The sequence below is a fragment of the Bellilinea caldifistulae genome (assembly GCF_001306055.1).
Lineage (GTDB): Bacteria > Chloroflexota > Anaerolineae > Anaerolineales > Anaerolineaceae > Bellilinea > Bellilinea caldifistulae.
In genome coordinates this window covers 161,857-183,894 of record NZ_LGHJ01000013.1, presented here as the reverse complement: position 1 = coordinate 183,894, position 22,038 = coordinate 161,857, and the positions used below count along the sequence as shown (strand labels likewise).

Genomic DNA, 22,038 nt, shown 5'->3' with positions numbered 1-22,038 from the left:
TGTACCAGATTTATGCGCCAAAGCCGGCTGCCCATTTTTTGAGCATGTCCCTTCGCCGGGCGGCATCCGTTGGTAAGGATAAAGGACGGCCGCGGGCATCTACAATGACTCCGCATACACCGCCAATCACCTTGAAAGAGCGGGTAGTATCTTTGCCAATCGGGTCAATGGTGATGGGGCGTAAGGGTTGCAGATGAACCCTGGCGGTTTGTCCGGTTTGGATGGGTAAAGCCGTAACGCTGCCCTGCCGAACTTCCAAACTGATCTGGTTGCCGGCCTCGTACTCTACTTTCACTTTGAGGATGCTGGTACCGTAGCGGGCATTGCTCAGCGGGACGATGACCGTTCCCAGATTCACAAAGGCGTTCGATTCGATGACCTGAACCGGAAGTATGGCGTTATTGGTGGAAATAATACCCAGGGCTGCGGTTAATCCATGAGCATCCTGTACAAAAGTGGTAATCCCGAAAGGCTGAAGGCCGTCCACCAGCAACATCAGGCTGGTTTGGGGTGACCATTGGGTGAGGGGCATGCCGGCAGCCAGGATGGGTTCGGCTAACAACGGCGTGTTTGGATAGCGAGTGCGATGCTGATTTAATCCATTCCACAAAACCTGGCGAATGGCAGCCTGTTCAACCGCGGCGGTTTCGGTGGTCACAGGGAGCAAAGTGGGGTGGAGGGTTTTATGCCAGAGGTAATCTTCCACCACGCTTTCGGGGATGTGAATGGGAAGCCAGCGGCTGATTTCCGAAATGGGGATGGTACGCAGCGCCTGTGCCATGCCCGGGCCGGTACCCATTGGCAAAACACTGACCGCTGAATTTCCCTGAAAAGCGCTGGCAATAATCAGGTTACCTGCCCCTAAATCCACTCCAATGACTCCCTTACCGGGATTGTTGATGCGGCTCAAAAAGCGGATCATTCGGGCAAAGGCAAACGGCGCAGAAAGCGGTTCTACGGCCAGTATCGAGCGATACGATTGGAGTCCGCCAATTTGACGCGAACGGATGTGAAATTCAGCATCTGCGAGGATATCCTGTGCCGGGGAGAGGTTTTCTACATCAATCTCAGGGCGGAGATTGGGGGCAACATGCACCTGGGTATATGTGCTCAGCACATCTTTGACGGGGGTGACCAGGGCATGATTGCCCGCATAGATCACTTCGGGTCTTTTTTCACGCGGGATGATTTGTAGCGCAAATGTGAGCAGGTCAACATTTTTAGCAATGGAGCGGCTCGCTCCTTGATCGGTGCCGCCAGAAAGAATGATCAAATCCGGCCTGGCGCGCAGCAACGCATCAATTTGCGCTTCAGGGGGACGGCGGTCGTTCAATCCGATGGCTTCGGTAATGATGGTGTGGGCCGAAGCAGCCAGACGTCGGGCGCTTTCCACAGAAACATCCTCCAACAAACCCATGACCACCACTCGCAACGGTTGACCGGCGGTATATGTCAACACAACCTGATCTACCCCGCTACCATCTGCTTTCCCCGGTAGAATCAGGCGTGATTCTTCCAAGAGGATGCGCGATGTAATCTCCTGCAAATGGGAAATCGCCAGATGGATACCCTCCGAAATATCAAAGAACGGCGCATGGATGGTTGTCGGAGCGCGACCGGCGCCAATGAAACGGTACTGCCCGTCCACCACGTCAAATAGCAGGGCGCGGGTATGAATACTGCCAATTTCAATGGCGAGAACGGATTCGGCGTCAACTAGTGAAGTGGTCATAGGCACTTTTCATGGAAGGAAGGTTTGGATTGCCGTGCGCAGGAAGTCGAATCGCTCAATCAGCGCCGTGAGGGCAGCCGCCAGGACACCAGCATACAAAGCGCCGAGGGTAATCGCGATGAAAATCTGTCCGCCAAAGGCTGCCACCTGAATAACCGCGGGCCGCCTGGTTTGTTGATTGGCTTTTCGGCGGGCGCTGAATTGAAAGTAAACCAATGTAGAGATTGTACCGATTAACAGGATGAGTCCACCGAATAACTGACCGCCTGTCTGCAAACCGCTGCCGCTTTGGGAGAGCGCAAATGGCTGAATTGCGCCGCGGATTTGTCCAAAAAGGGTGCCGCTGACCGCTCCGCCGACGATGACCGCCGCACCGCTGCCGACCAGAAACGCCATTGAGGGATTGCCCAGCGTGGTCAGCCGGGGAGATAATTTGAAAAGCAGCAACAGGCTCAACACGGCCGGTACCAGTGCGAGCATTTTTTCCGCAGGGCTGCCAAATATGAGCGGCGAAACCAGACGGGGAACGATGACCTCGAATAACAGGATGACGGCCACGTATCCGGCAGAGACACCTACAAATAAATAGGCAGCCAAACGGAAGAGGGGATTATCCCCAAGAATATAACTGAGGGTTAACAGGGTGAGAATGAAAGCAACCGCGGTCCAGGCAAAATCAACATCCATGATGCTTATTTCCCCTTTATTTCGGGCTTCTTGAATAATTGCATCACCAGATAATACAGGCTAAAAAGGAGGACCAGCACGACAATGACCATCAACCCGGCCTGGTAGGCATCCAGATAGCCGGCAGAAAGCCCGACGGTTCGTCCGTTCAATTGCTGATAGGCAGCCAGTCCGGGCAACCCGGCCAGCATACCCGCTGACTGCCCGTTTTGGACGTAAGGTTGAATCATCGGTGCGGCTTGATTGCTGGCGATGACCAACAGGGGGGTTTTGTCCAATAACGGCGTGAGTTGTTCAATCCACAAACGACTGGTGTCGGTGTTGTCGGTAACCAGCAGTATCGCCGCAAAGTCTGTAATGTGTTGGACGGTCTGGAAGGGTTGGCGATCCCAGGCGTAGGTTCCAAACCGGTCGCGCGAAGCAGCCAGTGCGGGCTGGCTTGCCAGAGCCGCAATGGAAGAAACTCCCCCGGGCAGATATCCCAAATTGAGTACTTGTCCATCGGAAGCGTTGTTCAGCAAAAGTTCTTCTGCCAGCACAGCACCGGTGGGATTGATCGAGACAACCACCATGCTTTTTCCGGATTGGATCAAATCGTCCATCACCGGTGAGGCAACCGTGGAAATCTCGCCTGCCAGGGCTGGTTCGAAATCCACGGCGAGAAGTATCGGGGCGTTCGATTCTGCGGAAGAAGTTAGGGAACGAATTTGAGAAAAGAAGGCCACATTTTCTGGGGCAAACAAAGCCGGCGGTGAGGCAAGGCTAACTCCGCCTACCAGGACGAATAAAATCGTTACTGCCAGCAAAATTCCGATCAACATGCGAGCAAGGATCTGCGGTCCTGCGCTTTTCACCCCGCTGGAAGGATGGCCTTGTTTTTCCTGTTGAAGTATCGATTCCAGAAGATTGGCGTAGTTGCGCTGTTTCTCGTTGACCTGTAAACGAGCGGAATAAATGGAAGGTTTGCTGTATTGGGTGATCAATGCTTCAGCCGGAAGCACACCCTGAAAACCGGAAAGGGGACCGCTGGTTTCAATGCGCTGATCTTCATCGGTACCGACCCGCCCCGGTGCAACCGCTTCGATGGGGCGCATGGCTTCCAGCCAGCCGGGTAATTCGGCCGGTTCGAGGCTCTCTTCACCTTCGGGAGCAGCGCCGGTAGGTTCAACGGAAGATTCGAGGACCTGTTCATCGAACCATTCGGGCAGCTCCTCGCTGATAAAGGGAGAGACCTCAAATTCTTGTTCAACCGCAGGTTGGTCAGATGGTGTTTCCAAAATGAAAGCAGATGAAGCGCCTTCGCCTAGCGAGGGAATTTCCTCCAGGAAGGATCTGAAATCTTCTGGCTCTACCGGTTGTTCCCCGGCTGAAACGCCGTGAAGTTCATCGGAAAGCGCCGCAAGACCCTCTTCAAAAGGTGGGAGAGATGTCAGCTGGTCTTCTGCGGCGGAAAATTCTTCAGGAATGGTTTCCGCCAAATTTTCCAATTCCTGAACGCCGGCTTCCTGAAATGCGGATTCGGCGGGGAGTTCTTCGGCGGTTTGCAGCCACGCTTCGTCTGGGAGGGTGCCCGGCGGTTCGCTTTCAATCGAGGTGGGTTCGGAAGTTCCTTCAAAGGACTCAAAAGCCTTCAGCCAGTCCTCGTCCGCTTCGGCGGGGGATGGTTGTTCCTCTGTAAAGGCGGCTGGGGTTGTCTCAAATGTTTCAAAAGATTGCAGCCAGTCCGGTTCTTCCTCCGCCGGGGCGGGGAAGGGGGGTTGCTCGGTAACTTCCTCATCTTCTTTGAACAGGCTCAAACCCGTCAGCCAGTCGGCGGTTTCTTGCGGGGCAATGGGGCTTTCCTCGGCGGTTTCTTCGGGTTGTTCAATACCCTTCAACCAGTCCGGTAACTGCTCCTGGCTGATATCCAGTTCTTCCTCACCGGCTGGGGCGGGCGGCGAGGGTGGTGTCTCGCTTTCTTCCTCTGAACTGACCAGTGAAAGCCAATCCGGCAGGGGGAGTTCTTCCTCGTCACTGCTTTCAACGGAGGCTGGCCCAGAATGACCCGCACTGATTTCCACATCCTTCAACCAGTCGGGTAGTTCTTCTTCCTGGGCTGCTTCATCCGGCTGTCCCTCTTCACTCCCAAGCTCTTCTTGTGAACGCTGGCGGATGCGTGCCAGCCAGTCCGGAACTTCTTCGGAGAAAGGAGGCGTTTCGGTTGATTTTGCTTCATCGCTTTCGGATTCGGGTAGAGGTTCGGTGTCTTCCCTCAGGTTTTTCAACCAGTCATCATCATCCCCGGAAAACGGAAAAGCGCTGGAAGAGGGGGTTTCGAAAAGAAAGCGATGACATTTTTTACATTCAATCGCATCGGTTGGGTTTGAAGCCCCGCAATGTGGACAAATGATCTCGCTCATATGACTATCCACTGTAAGGCCGGTCTGCACCAATGAGGATACGCAAACCGGTTGTGATGCTACCCAGGGCAATGCCCAGCAAAATACCCCTTGCCCCGGCAATCGGCAGGGTGTTGAGTGCGGCCAAAAAATCCTTTACAAAGGGGATATTTTCGGAGATATTCAAAAAGCCGCTCAACAAAATCAGGAACAGGATGGTGCTAGCCGTGAATAAGACCGCCAACCATCCACGTTTTCGTTGAAAAAGACGAATGCTGGCATAAGTCAGAGTAACGGTTAGCACACCCATTAAGCTGGCTTCTACGGGAAACTGGATGTGGGTGACAATCTTTTGAAAGTCGGGGTCGGTTGGGCCGAGGATCAGGCCGGCTGCAAAAGTTGCCGCAAAAGCCAGTAAAAGGAAGATGCTGTAATAATCGCGTTCGCGGGCGGAGTTTAATTTACGCCAGTGAACGCTCAGAAGGTTGAGGATGGCGATCAAGCCAGCTGTGGCTGCTACCGGGATTGTCCAGGACAGCAGGATTTGACGGATGGGAAGCAACACGGGTATGGGCAGAAAAGCCCCCAATAAAATCAGAAGCCCGGTAGCAATTGCAATCGCAGTGGAGATTGGCGCTCTCATACAATCCCTAACAATTTCAAAATGGAACCTGCGATGATGGTTACAATCACCCCCCAGCGAAGAATATCCTGGACTTGCAGGCTGGCGGTATAAACCGGCCCACTGTTGAGATAAGCTGGGATGGCAAATAATTCTTCACCAATCAGGGTTTCCTGGCTGCTGGTGAATAGTGCAGCCTGTGCGCTAAGCGAGTCGGTGGCGGCCAGTGTAAAGGATTCTTGCTGTTCTCCGGCTTCCATCAACAAAGCAATTTCAGGACCAAAATTGCCAATTGCCAGATGAGTGGAAACGTTTTCGCTGTCAGCAACCGGCAAGGCTCCGGCAATGTAAGAAAATGAGGTGGGGCCGGTCAATCGGCCGCGACTGGGGTCATACAATTCCAGCTGATTGATTTGACGGTAAGCCGCCCGCAGTGTATCCTGACTGAGCAGCGCCAGCGTGCCATCTCCGCTGGTAGCCAGTGGAGGACGGTCGCTGATACTGCTTACCCGGGCAATCCGCTCCAGGGTAGTGAGACCGGTCAATCCGGCAGCGCTGGTCGAAGCAGGCAGACCGGCTTTGCCGAGGGTGATGTGAATGCGGGTGCCGTTTTCCACTGCCAGTCCAATTGCCTGTCGAAGGCGTTCAAAGGCCAGCAGTTGACGCAGTTCACTGCGTAGGATATTGCGCTGGATGGTCAACAACAGGATTAATCCGGCAGTGACCGCAATCAACGTCAGTGCGATGATCGCATCAACCATTATTCATCAACCTCCCCGCGCAGGTACGCGATGAAACTCTGGCTGCGCTGATTGTCTTCCAACAGGTTAGCCAGTTCGAACCAGACTCTTTTAGAGGGAGAAAAAGTTTCAAGAAGCGGCATTCCGGCATAAACAAACTGGGCGGCAAGGACTTTCAGCGGACCGGCGGCTTCCAGTAAGGTGATTGTAATTTCCTCAAGGTTTCTTTCCTTAAGGAAATTTGCCCATTTTTGCCAGCAGGATTGTACCTCTTGCATGGTATCAGTATAGCATAATTTTTTAAATGCAATTTTTTAGAGGTGATATCCTCTATGAGGAAGCAATTTCAGGATGATGACGCTTCCCAGAGGGTGCTTCCTCCGCCTTTTTGCCAGTAATGAGAGATGGCTTTTCTCATTTCCTCGGTGCCTGACCAGAAAGTACTGATTTGGGATTGGTAGCAGGCAATTGCATCCTGCCACGCCCGACAGCCGCATAAAGATATGGCAATTTCATGGTTTCGCCATGCGGGGGATAAATATTCGTGCAGTTTTCCGGATTCTTGCAGTAAATAGGGGTAGTCGGCATAATACCAAAGCGGTCTGCCAAGTTGTTCAGCAGCGGTGCGGGTCAGGTGGTGATCCACATGTCCGCCGAGGGTCAACGGGCAAACGATCCGACTGGCAGTGGGAATGTGACCGGCTAACTGCTGTGCCAGTTGAGCCGCAAGGGGATACTCCACCGCCGGCAAGGGTTGGAAGAGAGCCTCGTTGGCGGTGATGAGGGGCTCACCGGTGTTCGGATTTCGGCGGTAAATACAATCGGGGATATCCAGATGAAATGGCGTTGCACCGAGCACCTGACAGGCGGCCAGGTCTTCGTTCCGGCGAGTGGCCTGAGATTGAGCGGCAGTGACCCCCCATCGTTGATGTAACATCTCGGCCAGGGGAGAAAGTTCTCCCGGAGGGGGATCTCCCGCGCAAATTGTGCAAATTTCCACCTTCTCCCCGTTTTGGATGAGTTCGTAAATCAACCCGCCGCACGAAAGTACGGCATCATCCAGATGGGGGGAGAGAAACACCCAATTCATGACATTCTATTGTACCATTAGCCGCCGGGCATGATACAATCAAAGCGGAGGTGCACTGTGGGCTGGTTTGATTTTCTGTTTGAAAAGAAACCGTATCCGACAAACATGCAGGCTGAAATTGACCGATTGATTGATGAACTTGTCCGCATTGGTCAAAAAGAAGATTTTCTATCCGAACGCTCTGGTGGATCCTTCAATGCCCAGTGCCGGCATGTTCGTGCGCGTGAAATCGGCATTCAATTGGATCGGGTTGGTGGTGTTGCTCTGATGGAGTATGTTTTGAAAAAAGTGCGCCGGCGTTTGGGTGAGACACTGGCCAACCATCTTGCTTATGCCTGGTCGGAAATCGGTAAATGGGTTCCGTGAAAAAGTGCTTGACAGCCTGAATGGGTTGCGGTAGGATAAATCCGTAATGGGGAGTAGCCTCCTTTCGAAGGACGGGCTGTCGTCAAAACGAAGCGAGATGCTTCCGGCAACCCGGACGCTGAAAACGGCGTTTGGCAAGACCATCACAATTTGGTGATGGTCTTTTTTTATAATCCTTAACCGGGAGCAATGATGCAATGAAAAACTGGTACTCGAAATCTCTCGACGAAATTGAGTCGGAACTCTCAACCGACCTGAAGCATGGTCTGACCACTGCAGAAGTCGAAAAAAGGCGGGCAAAATACGGCCCAAATGAATTGATTGAACGGGGCTTGAAAAGCCCGTGGAAAATACTGCTGGAACAATTAACCGAGATCATGGTGGTCATCCTGATTATCTCGGCGGTCATTTCGATTCTGCTTCACGAAGTAACCGATGCGATTGTGATCCTGATCATCGTGGTGCTGAATGCGTTGTTGGGGTTCACGCAGGAATACCGTGCAGAAAGGGCGATGGCGGCTTTGAAAAAGATGGCGGCGCCAAAGGTCAAAGTTCACCGGGATGGGCATTTGATTGAAATTTCTTCCCGTGAATTGGTGCCGGGAGATGTCATTCAGCTGGATGCGGGAGATGCGGTTCCGGCTGATTGCCGACTGATTGAAGCCGTTAACCTGCGGGTTCAGGAAGCAGTTCTCACCGGTGAATCGGAGCCGGTAGAAAAAAATACTGAAGTGATCAAGGGAGAGAACATCCCGGTGGCCGACCAGCACAACATGGTTTTCATGGGAACGGTGACCACCTACGGACGTGGTTCGGCAGTGGTGGTGCAAACCGGCATGCAAACCGAACTGGGACGGATTGCCGATATGATTCAGGGGGTGGGGCAGGAAGCCACGCCGCTCCAGAAACGTCTGGAACAACTGGGTAAAGGGCTGGCTGTGGCCGCCCTCGTCATCGTTGGGATTGTCTTTGCACTGGGAGTCCTGCGCGGTGAGCCGATCCGAATCATGTTCCAGACGGCCATCAGCATGGCGGTTGCTGCCGTACCGGAAGGATTGCCGGCAGTGGTGACCATTGCGCTGGCGCTTGGCGCTCAGCGTATGCTCCAGCGCCGGGCGTTGATTCGCAAATTACCGGCTGTGGAAACCCTCGGTTCGGTAACCACGATTTGTTCCGACAAAACCGGCACCCTCACCGAAAACCGCATGACGGTTACCGTGGTGGATGTGGCTGGAAATCGGATTGACTTTCTGGAGGAGGTTCAAAATTATTCACCGACAATACCCGAGCGGCGGAAAGTTGAACCGGTGCTGGTAGAACACCCAGCCGTGGCTTTGTTACTGGTTGGGGGTACATTGTGCAACGATGCGGTCATCGAAGTCAACGAAAGTGCGCGCGGCGGTTTTGTTTCGGTCGGCGACCCGACCGAAGGTGCCCTGGTAATCGCCGGTGCACGGGCGGGTTTGTGGAAGGATGAACTGGAAAAAGCCCTGCCACGCGTGGCTGAATTGCCTTTCGACTCGGAACGCAAGCGGATGACCACTGTTCACCGCCTGAATCAAGACGAGTTACCGCAGATATTAAAAACGGCTGAGCGAGTGCTTTCCAGCGAAATCTGGCAGCCATATATTTCCATCACCAAGGGAGCGGTGGACAGCCTGTTGGAAGTATGTAACCGTGTGTGGGTTGAAGATCGGAGTGTGCCTCTCGATGCAGAATGGCGCCGGCGGATCGAAAAAGCCAATGAAGAAATGGCGATGAAGGGAATGCGGGTGCTGGGAGTGGCTTTCCGGCTTTGTCCGCCGGAGCAGGTGGAAGGATGTGAAAAACCTCAAGAAGAAAATTTAATTTTCATCGGGATGGTGGGGATGATTGACCCGGCCCGTCCAGAGGTTAAGGATGCCGTGGCAACCGCCAAATCGGCAGGTGTCCGTCCAATCATGATTACCGGAGATCATCCCTTGACCGCACTCCACATTGCGCGCGAGCTGGGCATCACCACCCCTGACGGCGAAGCGATTACCGGTCAGCAACTGGCCAATATGAGCCTCGAAGAGTTGAAAAAAGCGCTGGATCATGTTTCGGTATTTGCGCGCGTTTCTCCAGAACATAAGTTGAAAATCGTGCAGGCACTGCAAGAAAAAGGTGAAATTGTTGCAATGACCGGAGATGGGGTCAACGATGCGCCGGCGCTAAAGAAAGCCGATATTGGGGTTGCCATGGGAATCACCGGTACCGATGTTTCCAAAGAAGCGGCGGATATGGTCTTGCTGGACGATAACTTTGCAACCATCGTAGCCGCCATCGAGGAAGGTCGGCGGATTTACGACAATATCCGTAAATTTATCAAGTACACATTGACCTCCAATGCCGGTGAAATCTGGGTGATGCTGGCCGGGCCGTTTTTGGGAATGCCCCTCCCGCTGACCCCGATTCAGATTTTATGGGTCAACCTTGTGACCGACGGTTTACCGGGGCTGGCGCTAACGGTGGAACCGGCTGAGCGGGATGCAATGAAGCGCAAGCCTTTCCCCCCGAAGGAGAATGTCTTTGCGAGAGGGATGGCGCGGGATATTTTATGGATTGGACTGTGGATGGGGTTGGTTTCACTGGCGGCAGGCTTGTGGGCTTTGAATACCGGCAGGACGGAAACCTGGCAGACGATGGTATTCACTACCCTCACTCTGGCGCAAATGGGGAACGTCCTGGCGACCCGGTCCAATCGCTATTCGCTGTTTCAAATCGGCTTGTTCTCAAACAAGTCTCTTCTGGGAGCGGTCTTGTTGACATTCGCCTTGCAAATGGCGGTGGTGTACGTTCCATTTTTGCAGAATGTGTTCAATACCCGTGCGCTGCCGGCAGAGGATTTGCTGGTAAGCTTTGGGTTGAGTACGCTCGTTTTTATTGCGGTGGAAATTTTCAAGGGGGTGCAGCGCAGAAAAGAATCAATTTAAACACGAGGGTGATCTGAACCAAACGGTGTGCCTCTGCCAGCAGAGACACACCGTTTTTGTTAAAGAAATGCGAAAATTAGAAGATGTACAACTATTGATTTAATTAGCATTGCGGTATAGAATTTGAGCAACTAAAAAATATACCTTTGAACTGTGTAAAAATTATAAAATTTTGGTGTGATTAATCCCCCCTATTGGGGGATGAAACTTTCCGTAGATATCTGTGTTCAGGAGAATATATGCCCATATCAGGTGGTGGCAGTAAAGTCGGTATTTATGTGGATGTAGCCTATATCTATAATAACGGGGGATCGAAAATGCAGTACGATGTACTGCGAGAATTTGCCTGTCGTGATTTTGCCGAGCCTGTGCGTATGAATGCCTATGTAAGTTATGATCGCGAGCGGGCGGAATGGGATGAAGTGTACCGCAAAGGCACTCAAAATTTTCATTCAGCCTTGCGGGATATGGGCTATAAGGTGATTGTCAAGGAAATCCAATGGTTTGAGGATGAAAGCGGCAACCGTTATGGTAAAGCCAACGCAGATTTAGATCTGGCTGTGGACGCGCTTCTGCAATCTGCCAAACTTGATCGGGTACTGCTTGCCAGCGGTGATGGCGATTTTGTTCAGGTGGTGCGCGCCTTGCAGGATAAGGGCTGCAGGGTAGAAGTCATGGCGCTGGACAATGTTTCCAGCAAACTGCGCCATGAAGCAGATTTTTTCATCTCCGGTTACCTGATTCCAAATTTGATCCCGGTCAACAATTACAAAACCGATCAACCGGAGTGGGGCGAGGTTGGGTCACGGGTACGAGGATGGTGTTACTGGCACAGCGAACAGGGTTATGGGTTTATGCGTTACCTGAAATCCATAGCTCCCGGCTTATGGCTCACCGATACACGCCACCCGGATTCACCCTACGCAACCGCCTTTTTTCATGACTCGAATTTACCCGAAGCGGTGCGTCCAACGGTGCTGCCCAGCCGAAGTTATATATTCGAAATGGAACTGGCGCGCTCTGAACGTGGTGGAGGCATTCAGGCGATTAACATTGAATTGATCAGCAAGATCTAATTACTCGGCTGCTTTGGATAATTGACATTTGTTCAGGTGCCACAGGCTGGTATAATAATATGCTTGCAAATTGAATGACTGGAAGTCAACTGTATGCTGGAAAAAATTACCAAGATCGAAGAACGATACGAAGAATTGAATCGGCTGTTGGAAGAAGCGGGTGATGATTATCAGCGGGCAGCTGAACTGGCTAAGGAGCGCGCTGATTTGGAGGAAATTGTCGAAAAAGGGCGTGAATACCGGCAGGTATTAAAACGCATTGAGGAAGCCCGTCAACTGGTGGATGGTGAGGATGAAGAACTCAGTCTGCTTGCCCGGCAGGATTTAGAAGAACTGGAGCCGCGTCAGGAAGCACTTGAACGGGAAATCAAAGCGCTTTTGCTGCCCAAAGATAAACGCGACGAACGCAATGTGATTATGGAAATCCGCGCCGGAACCGGCGGTGAAGAAGCCGCTCTGTTTGCAGCCGATCTGTTTCGCATGTACAGCCGTTATGCCGAACGGCGCAACTGGACGGTGGAAATTCTTTCTCAAAACGAAACCGGCATCGGCGGCTTCAAAGAGATTATCTTTATGGTCAAAGGAAAAGGCGCGTACTCCCGCCTGAAATACGAGTCCGGCGTTCACCGCGTCCAGCGGGTGCCGGCAACCGAAGCTTCCGGCCGGATTCACACGTCCACCGTCACCGTGGCCGTACTGGCGGAGGTGGAAGAAGTGGACATTGATATTCCGGAATCAGATATCCGGATTGATATTTATCGCTCGGCGGGTGCTGGTGGACAAAATGTTCAGAAAAACTCGACAGCCGTACGCATCACCCACATCCCCACCGGGATTGTGGTGGCGTGTCAAGATGAGCGCTCTCAATTACAAAACCGCCTGCGGGCGATGAGTATTTTACGAGCCAAATTATACGAAATTGAAGAAAATCGCCGTCAGCAGGAACTGGATGAAACGCGCCGGTCGCAAGTTGGCACGGGTGAGCGTTCGGAAAAAATACGCACCTACAATTACCCGCAAAACCGCGTTACGGATCACCGTATCAATCTTTCATCCTTCAATCTGCCAGCGGTGATGGATGGCGAATTGGACGAATTCATTGAAGAGCTGGCTTTGCGGGATGAAACCGAGCGGCTGACTGCCCATGAAACTGCCCAGCTGTGATGCCGGTGATTGGCTGAAGTCTGCGCGGCGGAGGTTGAAAAATATAGAAGATGGGGGGCTAGCAGCCCAGGTGATCCTGGCTCACGTGCTTGGGAAAAGCCGCGAATTTGTACTGGCCCACCCCGAATACAGGCTGGAAAATGAACAGCAAGAACAACTGGCAAGTCTGCTGACCCGCTTTGAGCAGGGTGAGCCGCTGGCTTACCTGACCGGTCACCGTGAATTTTTTGGGCTGACTTTCAACGTTTCACCGGAAGTCTTAATTCCGCGTCCTGAAACCGAAATACTGGTCGAAAAAGCGCTGGACTGGTTGAAATCACACCCAAATCGTCGTATGGCAGCCGATGTGGGGACAGGCTCGGGTTGTATTGCCGCTTCGCTGGCTTATCATGTGCCGGATTTGAAATGCGTCGCGGTGGAGCGTTCGTGGCAGGCGATGCTGATTGCCCGTCGTAATTTTGAGGGTTTGGGCGTTTCACCGCGCATCTTTCCTGTTATCGGTAACTTGCTGGATGCCTTGGGGGGGCTGTTTGATCTGGTTTGTGCGAATTTGCCGTATATTCCCACGGGCGAACTGGCGCATTTGCCGGTCGGCCGGTTTGAACCGCAACTTGCCCTGGATGGCGGTTCGGAAGGCTTGGATTGGATTGCTGCTTTGCTCCGGGATTCAGAGCGGTGGCTCGCAAAAGGCGGATTGCTGCTGTTGGAGATTGAAGCGAGTCAGGCTGAAGCGGTGACCCAGCTTGCCACCAGATGGTTGCCGACCGCTCAAGTTCAAATCATCCACGATTTACAGGGATTGCCCCGCGTGGTTTGGGCGGAGACACGGCTTTCGTCATAAGTCACATTTTTCAATCGCTTATCCGGGTGTTTTTCAGCGTGTTTTTCATGCTACAATAATTGCATGGGATTGGAAAGTAAAACTCCTCCTTCACCTTCTTTCCAAAAACATCGCCGCGAGGTTATCTGGCAGATCTTCATGCCGGTAATATTGGCGGGACTGATGTTTTTGGGTTTGGGACTGCTTATGGTACTCACCCCCACGCTGGGGACTTCGCGTACCGGTCATTGGGCAGCCATTTCCATTATCTGGCTGATCAGTCCGCTGATTCTCTTCGCTGTCCTGTTTCTGGCGTTGAATATCGGTCTGATTTATCTAATGAATAAGCTCCTGAAGGTGCTTCCTCCTTACTTGCGGGTTGGTCAGGTGTATTCACAGGTGATGGTGTTGCAGGTGCGAGCCTTCTGTGATCGGCTTGCCCGGCCTTTCATCCGCTGGGGTGGATGGGTAGCTGGTTTCCGTTACCTGCGTTCCAGAGTCATCCGCCGTTGAGTTTCAGCCTTAATCTCACTTCATTCCAAGAGGATTTCTGATGGATAACTGGAAAACCAAAATAATCGTGATTGGGGGCTTACTTGGGGCAGCTGCCGGGATCATTGCCGCGCTTCTCCTCATTCAACGGGCAGAAGAGACCCAACAGATGCCTCGTTTAACTGCCGGAGATGGGGTGAAAGTCGGTGTAGGCGTATTGGGATTACTGCGGTTGATTGCCGATATAGCCGGTTCGAAAAAGTAATTCAATAAACGATTGCGCCGGGCGGGGGTCTTTTGGAAAGCGCTCCTTTTATTCGCTATTTGATTGCCGGAAAGTTAAGGCGGGATTTTATCCTTCCTTTGAACGGTAAACCAGCGCTGGATATTCCCGGCGGCAGTCTGATTTATACGGCAGTCGGTGTCAGGTTGTGGGATCAGGGAATCGGGTTGATTGGACGGGTAGGTGAAGATTATCCGCACGATTGGCTCGATCAGTTTACCGCACGGGGTTTTGATTGTCGGGGAATTAAAATCCTGCCCTCAGCGCTGGAAACGCGTTATTTTGCAGCCTATCCGAATGGCGATGAAGAGGTATCGGATGCCCCTCTGGCGCACTTTTCAAGACTGGGGCTTCCTTTTCCGAAAGCGCTGCTGGGTTATTCTCTGCCGGCCAGTCAGGTTGACAGCCGGGTGCAACCAACCGATTGGACAATTCGCGCCGGCGATTTTCCGCCGGATTTTCTGGATGCCACGGCTGCCCATATAGCCCCGATTGATTATCTGACGCAGGCTTTGCTACCTTCCCTCTTTCGGCGAGGACAAATTACTACTTTGACCATGGATCCTTCCGAGGGCAGCATGAATCCGACTTTTCGGGACGACATCCCGGCGATGTTGAGAGGGGTTAGCGCCATTGTATGTTCAGAAAGGAAATTACGCCGTTTGTACGAAGGTTTAACGGATGACCTGTGGGAAATGGCCGAGCGGCTAAGCTCATTTGACTGTGAAATTGTGGTGATTAAGCGCGGAAGTCAGGGTCAATGGGTTTACTCGCGGTCGGGTCATCAACGCTGGGTGATTCCTGCTTATCCTGCCCGCGTGGTTGATCCAACCGGAGCGGGGGATGCCTTTTGCGGAGGTTTTCTGGCCGGTCTGCGTCAGACTTACGACCCGCTGGAAGCTGCTTTGTGGGGTAACATCTCAGCGTCTATTGTGGTGGAAGGCAGCGGCCCCTTTTATGCGCTGGATGTGTTGCCCGGTTTACCCAAAATGCGATTGGAAAAACTGCGCGAGATGGTGAGTAAAATTTGATGATCGCATTACCCGCCGAACTGCTGGATTATATTGTTGAGCAGACTGCTCGAATTCAACAGATTCCGGCGCCGACTTTTCAGGAAGGCCGCCGGGCGATCTACCTGCGCGATGAATTTTTGCGAATGGGGATAGATGAGGTTTTCCTGGATGAGCAAAATAATGTGTTTGCCAGATGGAAAGGGGGCAAGGCGCCGCCTTTGATTCTCTCGGCTCATCTTGATTCGGTTCATCCCGCCGATTTACCTTTACCGCTGGAAGTCACCACCGGAAAAATCACCGGCCCCGGTGCAGCCGATAATGCGCTGGGACTGGCAGCTTTGTTGACGATTGGCAAGTGTCTGGTGCAACAGGGTGCACGGTTTGAAGGGGATATCTGGTTGGTAGCGGATGTGTGTGAGGAAGGTCTTGGCAACCTGGCCGGCATGAGGGCAGTGGTGGAGCGGTTTGGTGGGGCTGTGCAGGCTTACGTGGTTTTGGAGGGTTTGGGTCTGGGACAGGTTTGCCATCGGGGATTGGGTGTTGCGCGCTACCGGATCACGGCTCAATGTCAGGGCGGCCATGCGTGGGTTAATCAGGGTGAACCTTCTGCCATTCACGAACTGGCGGCGGTCATTCATACCATGGCAGAAATCATCTTGCCCCAAAAACCGCGCTCCAGCCTGAATGTAGGCATTGTGCAGGGAGGCACTTCCATTAATACGCTTGCTGCCAGTGCATTTTGTGAAGTTGACCTGCGTTCGGAGGATCAAAACGGCTTGAACCGCCTTGTCCAACGGGTCAAACGGATTGTTGCGGGCAGAGAACGCAAAGGGGTACACTTTGAAATGGAATTAATTGGCGTCCGCCCGGCAGGGAGTATCCGTCCATCTCATCCACTGGTCAAACTGGCGCTGGAATGTCTGGCGGAATTGCATGTACCGGCGGTGCTGGAGATTGGCTCAACCGATGCGAATATTCCCCTCAGTCAGGGCATACCTGCGGTATGTTTGGGTCTGACGCGCGGAGGCGCTCCCCACACCTTCAGCGAATACCTTGAAATTCCCCCAATCCGTCTGGGTCTTCAGCAAGTGTTAATGGTGATTGAGCGGATCTGGCAAAAGAATGGGGGCGGTGGGGGTTAAACCAGGAAGTTGATCTCGTAAACCTGAACCGGTTCACGTTTGCCTTTTGCCCGAATGGCTTCCACCGGTTGATAGGCCGCATAACCAGCCAGACGATCAATCACTTCCTGCGTGACCAGGATTTGATTGGGGCGTGCATTTTCCTGAATCCGTTTGGCGGTGTTGATACAATCTCCAATGGCGGTATATTCAAGGCGTTTTTCGCTGCCGATAAGTCCCAAAACTGCTTCGCCGGTGTGGATCCCAATTCCAAAGGAAAGCCGCTGTTCGGGTGGTAATTCCTGATGAAGGGATTTAAGAGAATCGCGGATGTGCAGGGCAGCCCGTACAGCCCGGAGAGCGTGATCGGGCTGGCGCACAGGTGCATTGAACCAGGCCATGACGGCATCTCCGAGGAATTTATCAATCGTGCCCTCTTCCTGCAGGATGGCCTCGGCAGCGGCGGCCAGGTGGCGGTTGAGAATGGAGACGAGCTCTTCGGGAGATAACTTCTCACTGATGCCTGTAAATCCGCGAATATCCGCAAATAAAACGGTAATTTCTTTGCGCTGACCTCCTAAAATCAGGCTATCCGGGTTTAACTGACGGATGACGGCCGGCGAAACCATTTTTTCAAACAATCGGCGTTGGGCTTCCAATAATTTTTTCTCGGTCATATCATCCAGTACAAGAGCAACTCCCTGTGTCTGTTGCTGACCATCCTTGACCGGAGTGATGCTGATTCGCAAATCAATCCGTCCACGCCCGGCAATGGCCGGTGAAATTTCCAGACCCAATACCGGCTGATCGGTTTGAAGGACTTGTTGCAATTCTGGAATCAGGGCAGGGGAAAGCGAGGTGAGAATTTGCTGCAGCTTTTGACTGCCGAGTCCCGTGGCACTCTGATTGAGGATTTGTTCGGCTGCCCGGTTACACAACAAGATGTTCCCGTCAATATCCGCGGTGATGACTCCACTGGCAATGGAGGCAAACACCTTGTCCATCAAACTTTTCAATTCGGTTACTTCGGCAAGGCTGCGTTGTACCGAGGCAAACAGGCGGGCATTTTCAATGGCAACTGCTGCCTGATTGGCGAAAGCGGCCAGTAAATCCAGCTGTTTTGCAGTGAACAAGCCGCTGCGGATGCGATTATCCACATAAATGACACCGGTCACCTCACTTTTGACTCTCAACGGCACACACATGATCGAGCGCAGGTTGTGGGCAATGACCGAGTCCTGTTTTCCAAAACGCGGGTCTTCCTGAGCGTTGGTGGTCAGCACGGGTAAGCCTTCGCTGGCTACGCGGTCAATCACCGTAAAACTGATGTGCAATTCGGTGGTGTTCAGCGATTCCTGAACCCAGTTGCGAGCAATCCGGGTGACCAGATTGCCCGTGTCATCCTTCAACATCAGAAATCCGCGTTCTGCGCCGGTTAACCGAATGATGGTATCCATAACAATTTGGAGGACGGTGTTCAATTCCAGTGAGGTGTTGATCACCTGCCCCATGCCGGCCAGCGCGGTCAGACTACGGCGTTCTTCCTCCAGCTCTTCAAACTGTGCCGTAATTTTCTTGACCAGGGCGGTAATCCCAAATACGGTTTCAAAAAATGACGGTGGAAGGGCGGCAGGACGATTGACCTGGAGGTAGTTGTAAATGGCGTAACAGGCTGACCGCAGATTTTCTAAATTTGCTGCCAGTTGATCGCCCCGCACAGCAGATTTGATTTCACTCAATTTCTACTTCCTGAACAGAAATTTAAGCGCTGCTTTCGAGTGGCCTCCCTCTCAGCTTTGCCAGAATGATTTTACCGCGTTTTTGGAATGCAAGTTTCCAAATCAGGCGGGCAGATTGTTGGGCGGTGCCCGCATCCGCCGGGTAAGGGCTGTAGGCAATTTTCTGGTACTCTTGCAGCAACTGAAGAGCAGCCGGCTCACATTCCGGTAAGTAGTGCATCAGGGTTTGGACTTGTTCTGCTGGCGTTTGAGCGGGGGAAATGGGAATTTTCAACAATCGGCAGAGCCAATGGATGCTGTAAAAGGAGCGTTGGATGGGGGATAACTGGCTGTAATAAGACCATTGTTGTAACCAGCGAGGAATGCGCCAGCCTCGTTTACGCAGGTTGGTTTCCAAAAATAGCGGCAAACTCTGTTGAGGAAACCAGCGCCGGCGACGGCCATTGGCTGCTAGCAAGAAAATGATTATTCCTGCGATGAGAAGACCCAAGATGATCAGTGTGGCGCTGACCAGGGGGGTGGTCTGCAAATTGATCGGGGAAGAAGCCTGATTTTCTTCCGGTTGGGTGGCTTCTTCGAAATCATCCAGTAGTTGCGGTTGATTAGGATTGGGCTGAGGCAAGGGAGTGCGGTCCTCGGCATTTGAACCGCTGGGGCGTTCAATCGCGGCCTGAAAAGCGGTTGGTTCAAACTCCACCCACCCAATTCCCGGAAAGAAAACCTCCGGCCAGGCGTGGCGGTCCAGGTCCCGAACCCAATAAAGGTCTTCCTCTTCATCCAAAAAACCTTGCGCGTAGCCGATGACCCAACGGGCTGGAATACCCAATGAACGCAGCATCAGCACCTCGGCCGATGCGTAGTAATTACAAAAAGCCTGTTTATGCTCGAACAACACCCATTCCACCGGGTCTCTTCCGGCTGGGGGATTGGGGATGGTTGCCGAATAGGCGATATTTTCTCTCAACCAGAGAGTGATGGCGGCGGCTTTATCGTAGGGTGTTTCCAGCCCAGCGGTGATTTCCGCAGCAAGGTCGCGGATACTTTGGGGTAAATCCGGAGGTAATTGCAGATAGCGGTCGGTTACCCATTGAGGGTATTCCTCGCCGGCTTCGCGCATGGCAGCAATGGTTGGAGAAGCAATCGAAGAGGTTACCTGATACGTGCTGCCGGGTGGGATATCGGGGTCAGCCAGGACGGTCACTACATCTTCAATCTTTCCGAGCTCTGAGCCGTCATAAATCAGTTCAACATTGTGGTTAATCCCAACGGGCAAACCCGGCACGTAGACCATGCTCAGGTTGCGTACCGGACGGAAGTCGAAACGTACGTTAAGTCGCCGACTATATTGGGGATAATCCAGCGGGGGTGAGCCGACCCGCAACGGCTGTCGGTTCGTTACGGTGCTTTCCCAACGTCCATTCTCATAGGTATCATAACTGCGAATTCGCCAGTAGTAAGGCACTCCAATTCTTTGAGTGATACTGGCTTGAACGGTAAAGACGGTTGCGTCGGTCAACTGGCTGCCGGTTCCAAGGGCATACTCATCCGCATAAAATTCATCCGGCACGGCAACCGAACCTCTCAACGGGTTAGTCACGTTTTGAAAACGTTCCCGCAGGGATTGCAGGGATTGAATCATTCGCTGCCGTTCGGGGGTGTTGGGTACCACGGCGCGCACGATCCGGGGAGCGTTCCAGGCGAAAAACACCACCACGATCAGAATGATCAAACTGCTGCGAATCAGATTGAATCCGGTGTCGGTGTCCACGCCAATTTGTTCATCTTCCCATTGGCGGGCGTTTTTGAGGTAATTCAGGCGGCTGAACAGGAGCAACGCCAAAACCGCAAATACGCCGGTCGCCACACCGCTCTGTGCCAGCGGAGGATGATAGAGATCAATGACTACCAGCGCAATTCCTAAAACAATCAATCCCTGCCATGGCTTTCCATAGCGGGTGAGCTGGTAACCAGTGGATATGCCGACCAGCCAAAAAAGCAGCGCCATGTTGGCAAGGAAGAGGATGGAGTCGTTGAGCGGCTGGTTTCGTAAAAAGAGAACCAGATTTTGCCACATCCGGTCACCCAGCAGCCACAAACGCTCTAACCAGATGTAGTTGCTGGGAGTCAGTTCCCCCAATTGCCAGGTGACAAAAAAGAGGGTGAATATCAGGCCGAAAACCCCGACTGTTTGAGGGCTGAACCGGCTGTACCCCAGAGCCAGACCCAATAACGCACCGATAAAAGCCAGTCCAATCACAATTTCAAGATGATCGGTCCAGCGGGTATCCGCTAATCGGTAGGTAACGGTAATTAACGCTGCCAGGAAAAGGGATACCGATAAAAGATCCCACCAGCGTTTTGAGTTGTTGAGCATGATTTTAGTGTACAATACTTTTGCTTTATCCGTCAATGGCGGGGTTTAAGGTTGCATGTTTGGATAAGTCAATCACTTCATTGCAGGAATTAAGACAATGGACCCATTTCTCTTGAGTGAACTTGATTTTATACAAAGCCTTCAAGGCGGGTTAGGCGGATTGGTCTCACTTTTTAAGGGTATCACTTTTTTGGGCAATGAAGAATTTTACCTTTTGATCATTCCCCTTCTGTACTGGTGTGTGGACGCCGGGTTGGGGCTGCGAATTGGGGTAATGCTGATTTTCAGTAATGTCTTCAATTCCGCTTTGAAACTGGCGTTTCATTCGCCGCGGCCTTACTGGATAGATTCAACCGTGCGAGCCTTCAGCAGTGAAACCTCCTTTGGGATGCCTTCCGGTCATGCTCAAAATGCCGCCAGTTTGTGGGGGTTGGCAGCGGTTAAGATCCGCAAAACGTGGTTCCGCTGGCTGGCGGTTCTTCTCATCCTGTTGATTGGACTTTCGCGAATGGTGTTAGGGGTGCATTTCCCCAGTGATGTTTTGGTCGGCTGGGGGGTGGGTGGTTTGTTGTTGACGGCTTATCTTCAACTGGAAAAGCCGGTTATTCGCTGGTTCAATGGTCTTAACCCCAGCCGTCAATTCACGGTGGCGCTGGCCAGTTCCCTGGTGATTTTGCTGAGCGGCTTTCTGGTCTTATTGGGGGTAAGCCGTTGGTCGTTGCCGCCAGAATGGGGTCAGACTGCTCTGCTGGCCGCCCCGCAGGATCCAATTAATCCTCTCACGCTGGCGCCCTTTTTTACGGTAGGCGGTACCTGGCTGGGTTTTCTCACCGGCCTGATTTTGATGCTGCGTAGCGGCGGATTGATGAATGTCACCGGCAGTCCACTTCAGCTCAGTGGGCGTTTTTTGATCGGGATTGCGGGCGTGCTGGTTTTGTACGCCGGCCTGGGTGCGCTGTTTCCGCGTGAGCCGGAGATGGTCGGCTATGGTTTCCGTTTCTTGCGATATAGCCTGATTGGATTTTGGATTTCAGCGGCTGCTCCCTTTTTGTTTTTACGGCTGAATCTGGCAAGGCGAATTTGAAAAGATCACAGTTCCAGTTATAATCGAAGAAGATTGAGGAATTAAGTAAAAAAGGAGGAAACGATGCGTCGTCTGGTCAGTTTTTTGGTTGGTGTGTTGATCGGCGGTTTGGTCGGGGGTACACTGGCTTTGCTCTTTGCGCCGGCATCCGGCAGGCAATTTCAGCAGCAACTCAGTGAAACGATTGACCGGCTGAGCGGTGAGGTGCGTACAGCAGCGGAACAACGCCGCAAAGAATTGGAGGAAGAGTTGAACCGCCTGCGACAGGGAAGGATTCAACTGGAGTAGAGTAAAGGGCATTAA

The 22,038-nt window shown here is 52.6% G+C and carries 20 protein-coding genes; 11 read left to right on the top strand and 9 right to left on the bottom strand.

Going from position 1 to position 22,038, the window contains the following annotated elements; translation table 11 throughout:
• Positions 1–10: 10 nt before the first annotated feature.
• The 7 genes from AC812_RS08245 to AC812_RS08215 form a co-directional block, all read right to left on the bottom strand.
• Positions 11–1,732, bottom strand: coding sequence for a glutamate mutase L (locus AC812_RS08245; protein WP_061918366.1), 1,722 nt, complete (start codon positions 1,730–1,732; stop codon positions 11–13).
• 9 nt (positions 1,733–1,741) lie between these two features.
• Positions 1,742–2,419, bottom strand: a complete 678-nt coding sequence (locus tag AC812_RS08240; protein WP_061918364.1) for a hypothetical protein — start codon at positions 2,417–2,419, stop codon at positions 1,742–1,744.
• A gap of 5 nt (positions 2,420–2,424) precedes the next feature.
• Complete coding sequence (locus AC812_RS08235) at positions 2,425–4,818, bottom strand: hypothetical protein (RefSeq protein ID WP_061918362.1); 2,394 nt, start codon at positions 4,816–4,818, stop codon at positions 2,425–2,427.
• A 4-nt stretch (positions 4,819–4,822) separates the two neighbouring features.
• Positions 4,823–5,440: a hypothetical protein gene (locus AC812_RS08230; RefSeq protein WP_061918360.1), complete on the bottom strand. Its 618-nt coding sequence runs from the start codon at positions 5,438–5,440 to the stop codon at positions 4,823–4,825.
• Positions 5,437–6,180, bottom strand: a complete 744-nt coding sequence (locus AC812_RS08225) for a DUF6754 domain-containing protein (RefSeq protein ID WP_061918358.1) — start codon at positions 6,178–6,180, stop codon at positions 5,437–5,439. The genes AC812_RS08230 and AC812_RS08225 overlap by 4 nt, the downstream gene beginning before the upstream one ends.
• Positions 6,180–6,437, bottom strand: a complete 258-nt coding sequence (locus AC812_RS08220; RefSeq protein WP_061918356.1) for a hypothetical protein — start codon at positions 6,435–6,437, stop codon at positions 6,180–6,182. The genes AC812_RS08225 and AC812_RS08220 overlap by 1 nt, the downstream gene beginning before the upstream one ends.
• A gap of 68 nt (positions 6,438–6,505) precedes the next feature.
• On the bottom strand, positions 6,506–7,249 hold the full coding sequence (locus tag AC812_RS08215) for a PIG-L deacetylase family protein (protein WP_061918354.1): 744 nt from the start codon (positions 7,247–7,249) through the stop codon (positions 6,506–6,508).
• Positions 7,250–7,306: 57 nt separating this feature from the next.
• Between AC812_RS08215 and AC812_RS08210 the strand changes: the two genes are divergently transcribed.
• From AC812_RS08210 to AC812_RS08170, 9 genes are all read left to right on the top strand, one after another.
• Positions 7,307–7,615, top strand: a complete 309-nt coding sequence (locus tag AC812_RS08210; protein ID WP_061918352.1) for a hypothetical protein — start codon at positions 7,307–7,309, stop codon at positions 7,613–7,615.
• Between the two features lie 197 nt (positions 7,616–7,812).
• Positions 7,813–10,569 (top strand): cation-translocating P-type ATPase, encoded by a 2,757-nt coding sequence (locus AC812_RS08205; protein ID WP_061918350.1) that lies wholly within the window; start codon positions 7,813–7,815, stop codon positions 10,567–10,569.
• A 239-nt stretch (positions 10,570–10,808) separates the two neighbouring features.
• Positions 10,809–11,645, top strand: coding sequence for a LabA-like NYN domain-containing protein (locus tag AC812_RS08200; RefSeq protein WP_061918348.1), 837 nt, complete (start codon positions 10,809–10,811; stop codon positions 11,643–11,645).
• Between the two features lie 93 nt (positions 11,646–11,738).
• The gene (gene prfA / locus AC812_RS08195) at positions 11,739–12,809 is read left to right on the top strand and encodes a peptide chain release factor 1 (RefSeq protein ID WP_061918346.1); all 1,071 of its coding nucleotides are present in this window, start codon (positions 11,739–11,741) and stop codon (positions 12,807–12,809) included.
• Positions 12,790–13,650: a peptide chain release factor N(5)-glutamine methyltransferase gene (gene prmC, locus AC812_RS08190; RefSeq protein ID WP_061918344.1), complete on the top strand. Its 861-nt coding sequence runs from the start codon at positions 12,790–12,792 to the stop codon at positions 13,648–13,650. The genes prfA and prmC overlap by 20 nt, the downstream gene beginning before the upstream one ends.
• Before the next feature lie 138 nt (positions 13,651–13,788).
• Positions 13,789–14,142: a hypothetical protein gene (locus AC812_RS08185; protein ID WP_145962578.1), complete on the top strand. Its 354-nt coding sequence runs from the start codon at positions 13,789–13,791 to the stop codon at positions 14,140–14,142.
• A gap of 40 nt (positions 14,143–14,182) precedes the next feature.
• On the top strand, positions 14,183–14,386 hold the full coding sequence (locus AC812_RS08180) for a hypothetical protein (RefSeq protein ID WP_061918341.1): 204 nt from the start codon (positions 14,183–14,185) through the stop codon (positions 14,384–14,386).
• A 32-nt stretch (positions 14,387–14,418) separates the two neighbouring features.
• Positions 14,419–15,435, top strand: a complete 1,017-nt coding sequence (locus AC812_RS08175; RefSeq protein WP_061918339.1) for a carbohydrate kinase family protein — start codon at positions 14,419–14,421, stop codon at positions 15,433–15,435.
• Complete coding sequence (locus AC812_RS08170) at positions 15,435–16,559, top strand: M20/M25/M40 family metallo-hydrolase (RefSeq protein WP_061918337.1); 1,125 nt, start codon at positions 15,435–15,437, stop codon at positions 16,557–16,559. Before AC812_RS08175 ends, AC812_RS08170 begins: the two co-directional genes overlap by 1 nt.
• Here AC812_RS08170 and AC812_RS08165 read toward each other — a convergent pair.
• Positions 16,556–18,277: an adenylate/guanylate cyclase domain-containing protein gene (locus tag AC812_RS08165; protein ID WP_061918334.1), complete on the bottom strand. Its 1,722-nt coding sequence runs from the start codon at positions 18,275–18,277 to the stop codon at positions 16,556–16,558. The two genes, AC812_RS08170 and AC812_RS08165, sit on opposite strands and share 4 nt — an antisense overlap.
• 22 nt (positions 18,278–18,299) lie before the next feature.
• Complete coding sequence (locus AC812_RS08160) at positions 18,300–20,666, bottom strand: transglutaminase TgpA family protein (RefSeq protein ID WP_145962577.1); 2,367 nt, start codon at positions 20,664–20,666, stop codon at positions 18,300–18,302.
• Between the two features lie 82 nt (positions 20,667–20,748).
• Here AC812_RS08160 and AC812_RS08155 point away from each other — a divergent pair, with 82 nt between their 5' ends.
• Together AC812_RS08155 and AC812_RS08150 are read left to right on the top strand one after the other, a co-directional pair.
• Positions 20,749–21,735 (top strand): phosphatase PAP2 family protein, encoded by a 987-nt coding sequence (locus tag AC812_RS08155; protein ID WP_061918330.1) that lies wholly within the window; start codon positions 20,749–20,751, stop codon positions 21,733–21,735.
• Positions 21,736–21,798: 63 nt separating this feature from the next.
• A complete protein-coding gene (locus tag AC812_RS08150) occupies positions 21,799–22,023 on the top strand; it encodes a YtxH domain-containing protein (RefSeq protein WP_061918328.1) in 225 nt (74 codons plus the stop codon).
• Positions 22,024–22,038 lie beyond the last annotated feature (15 nt).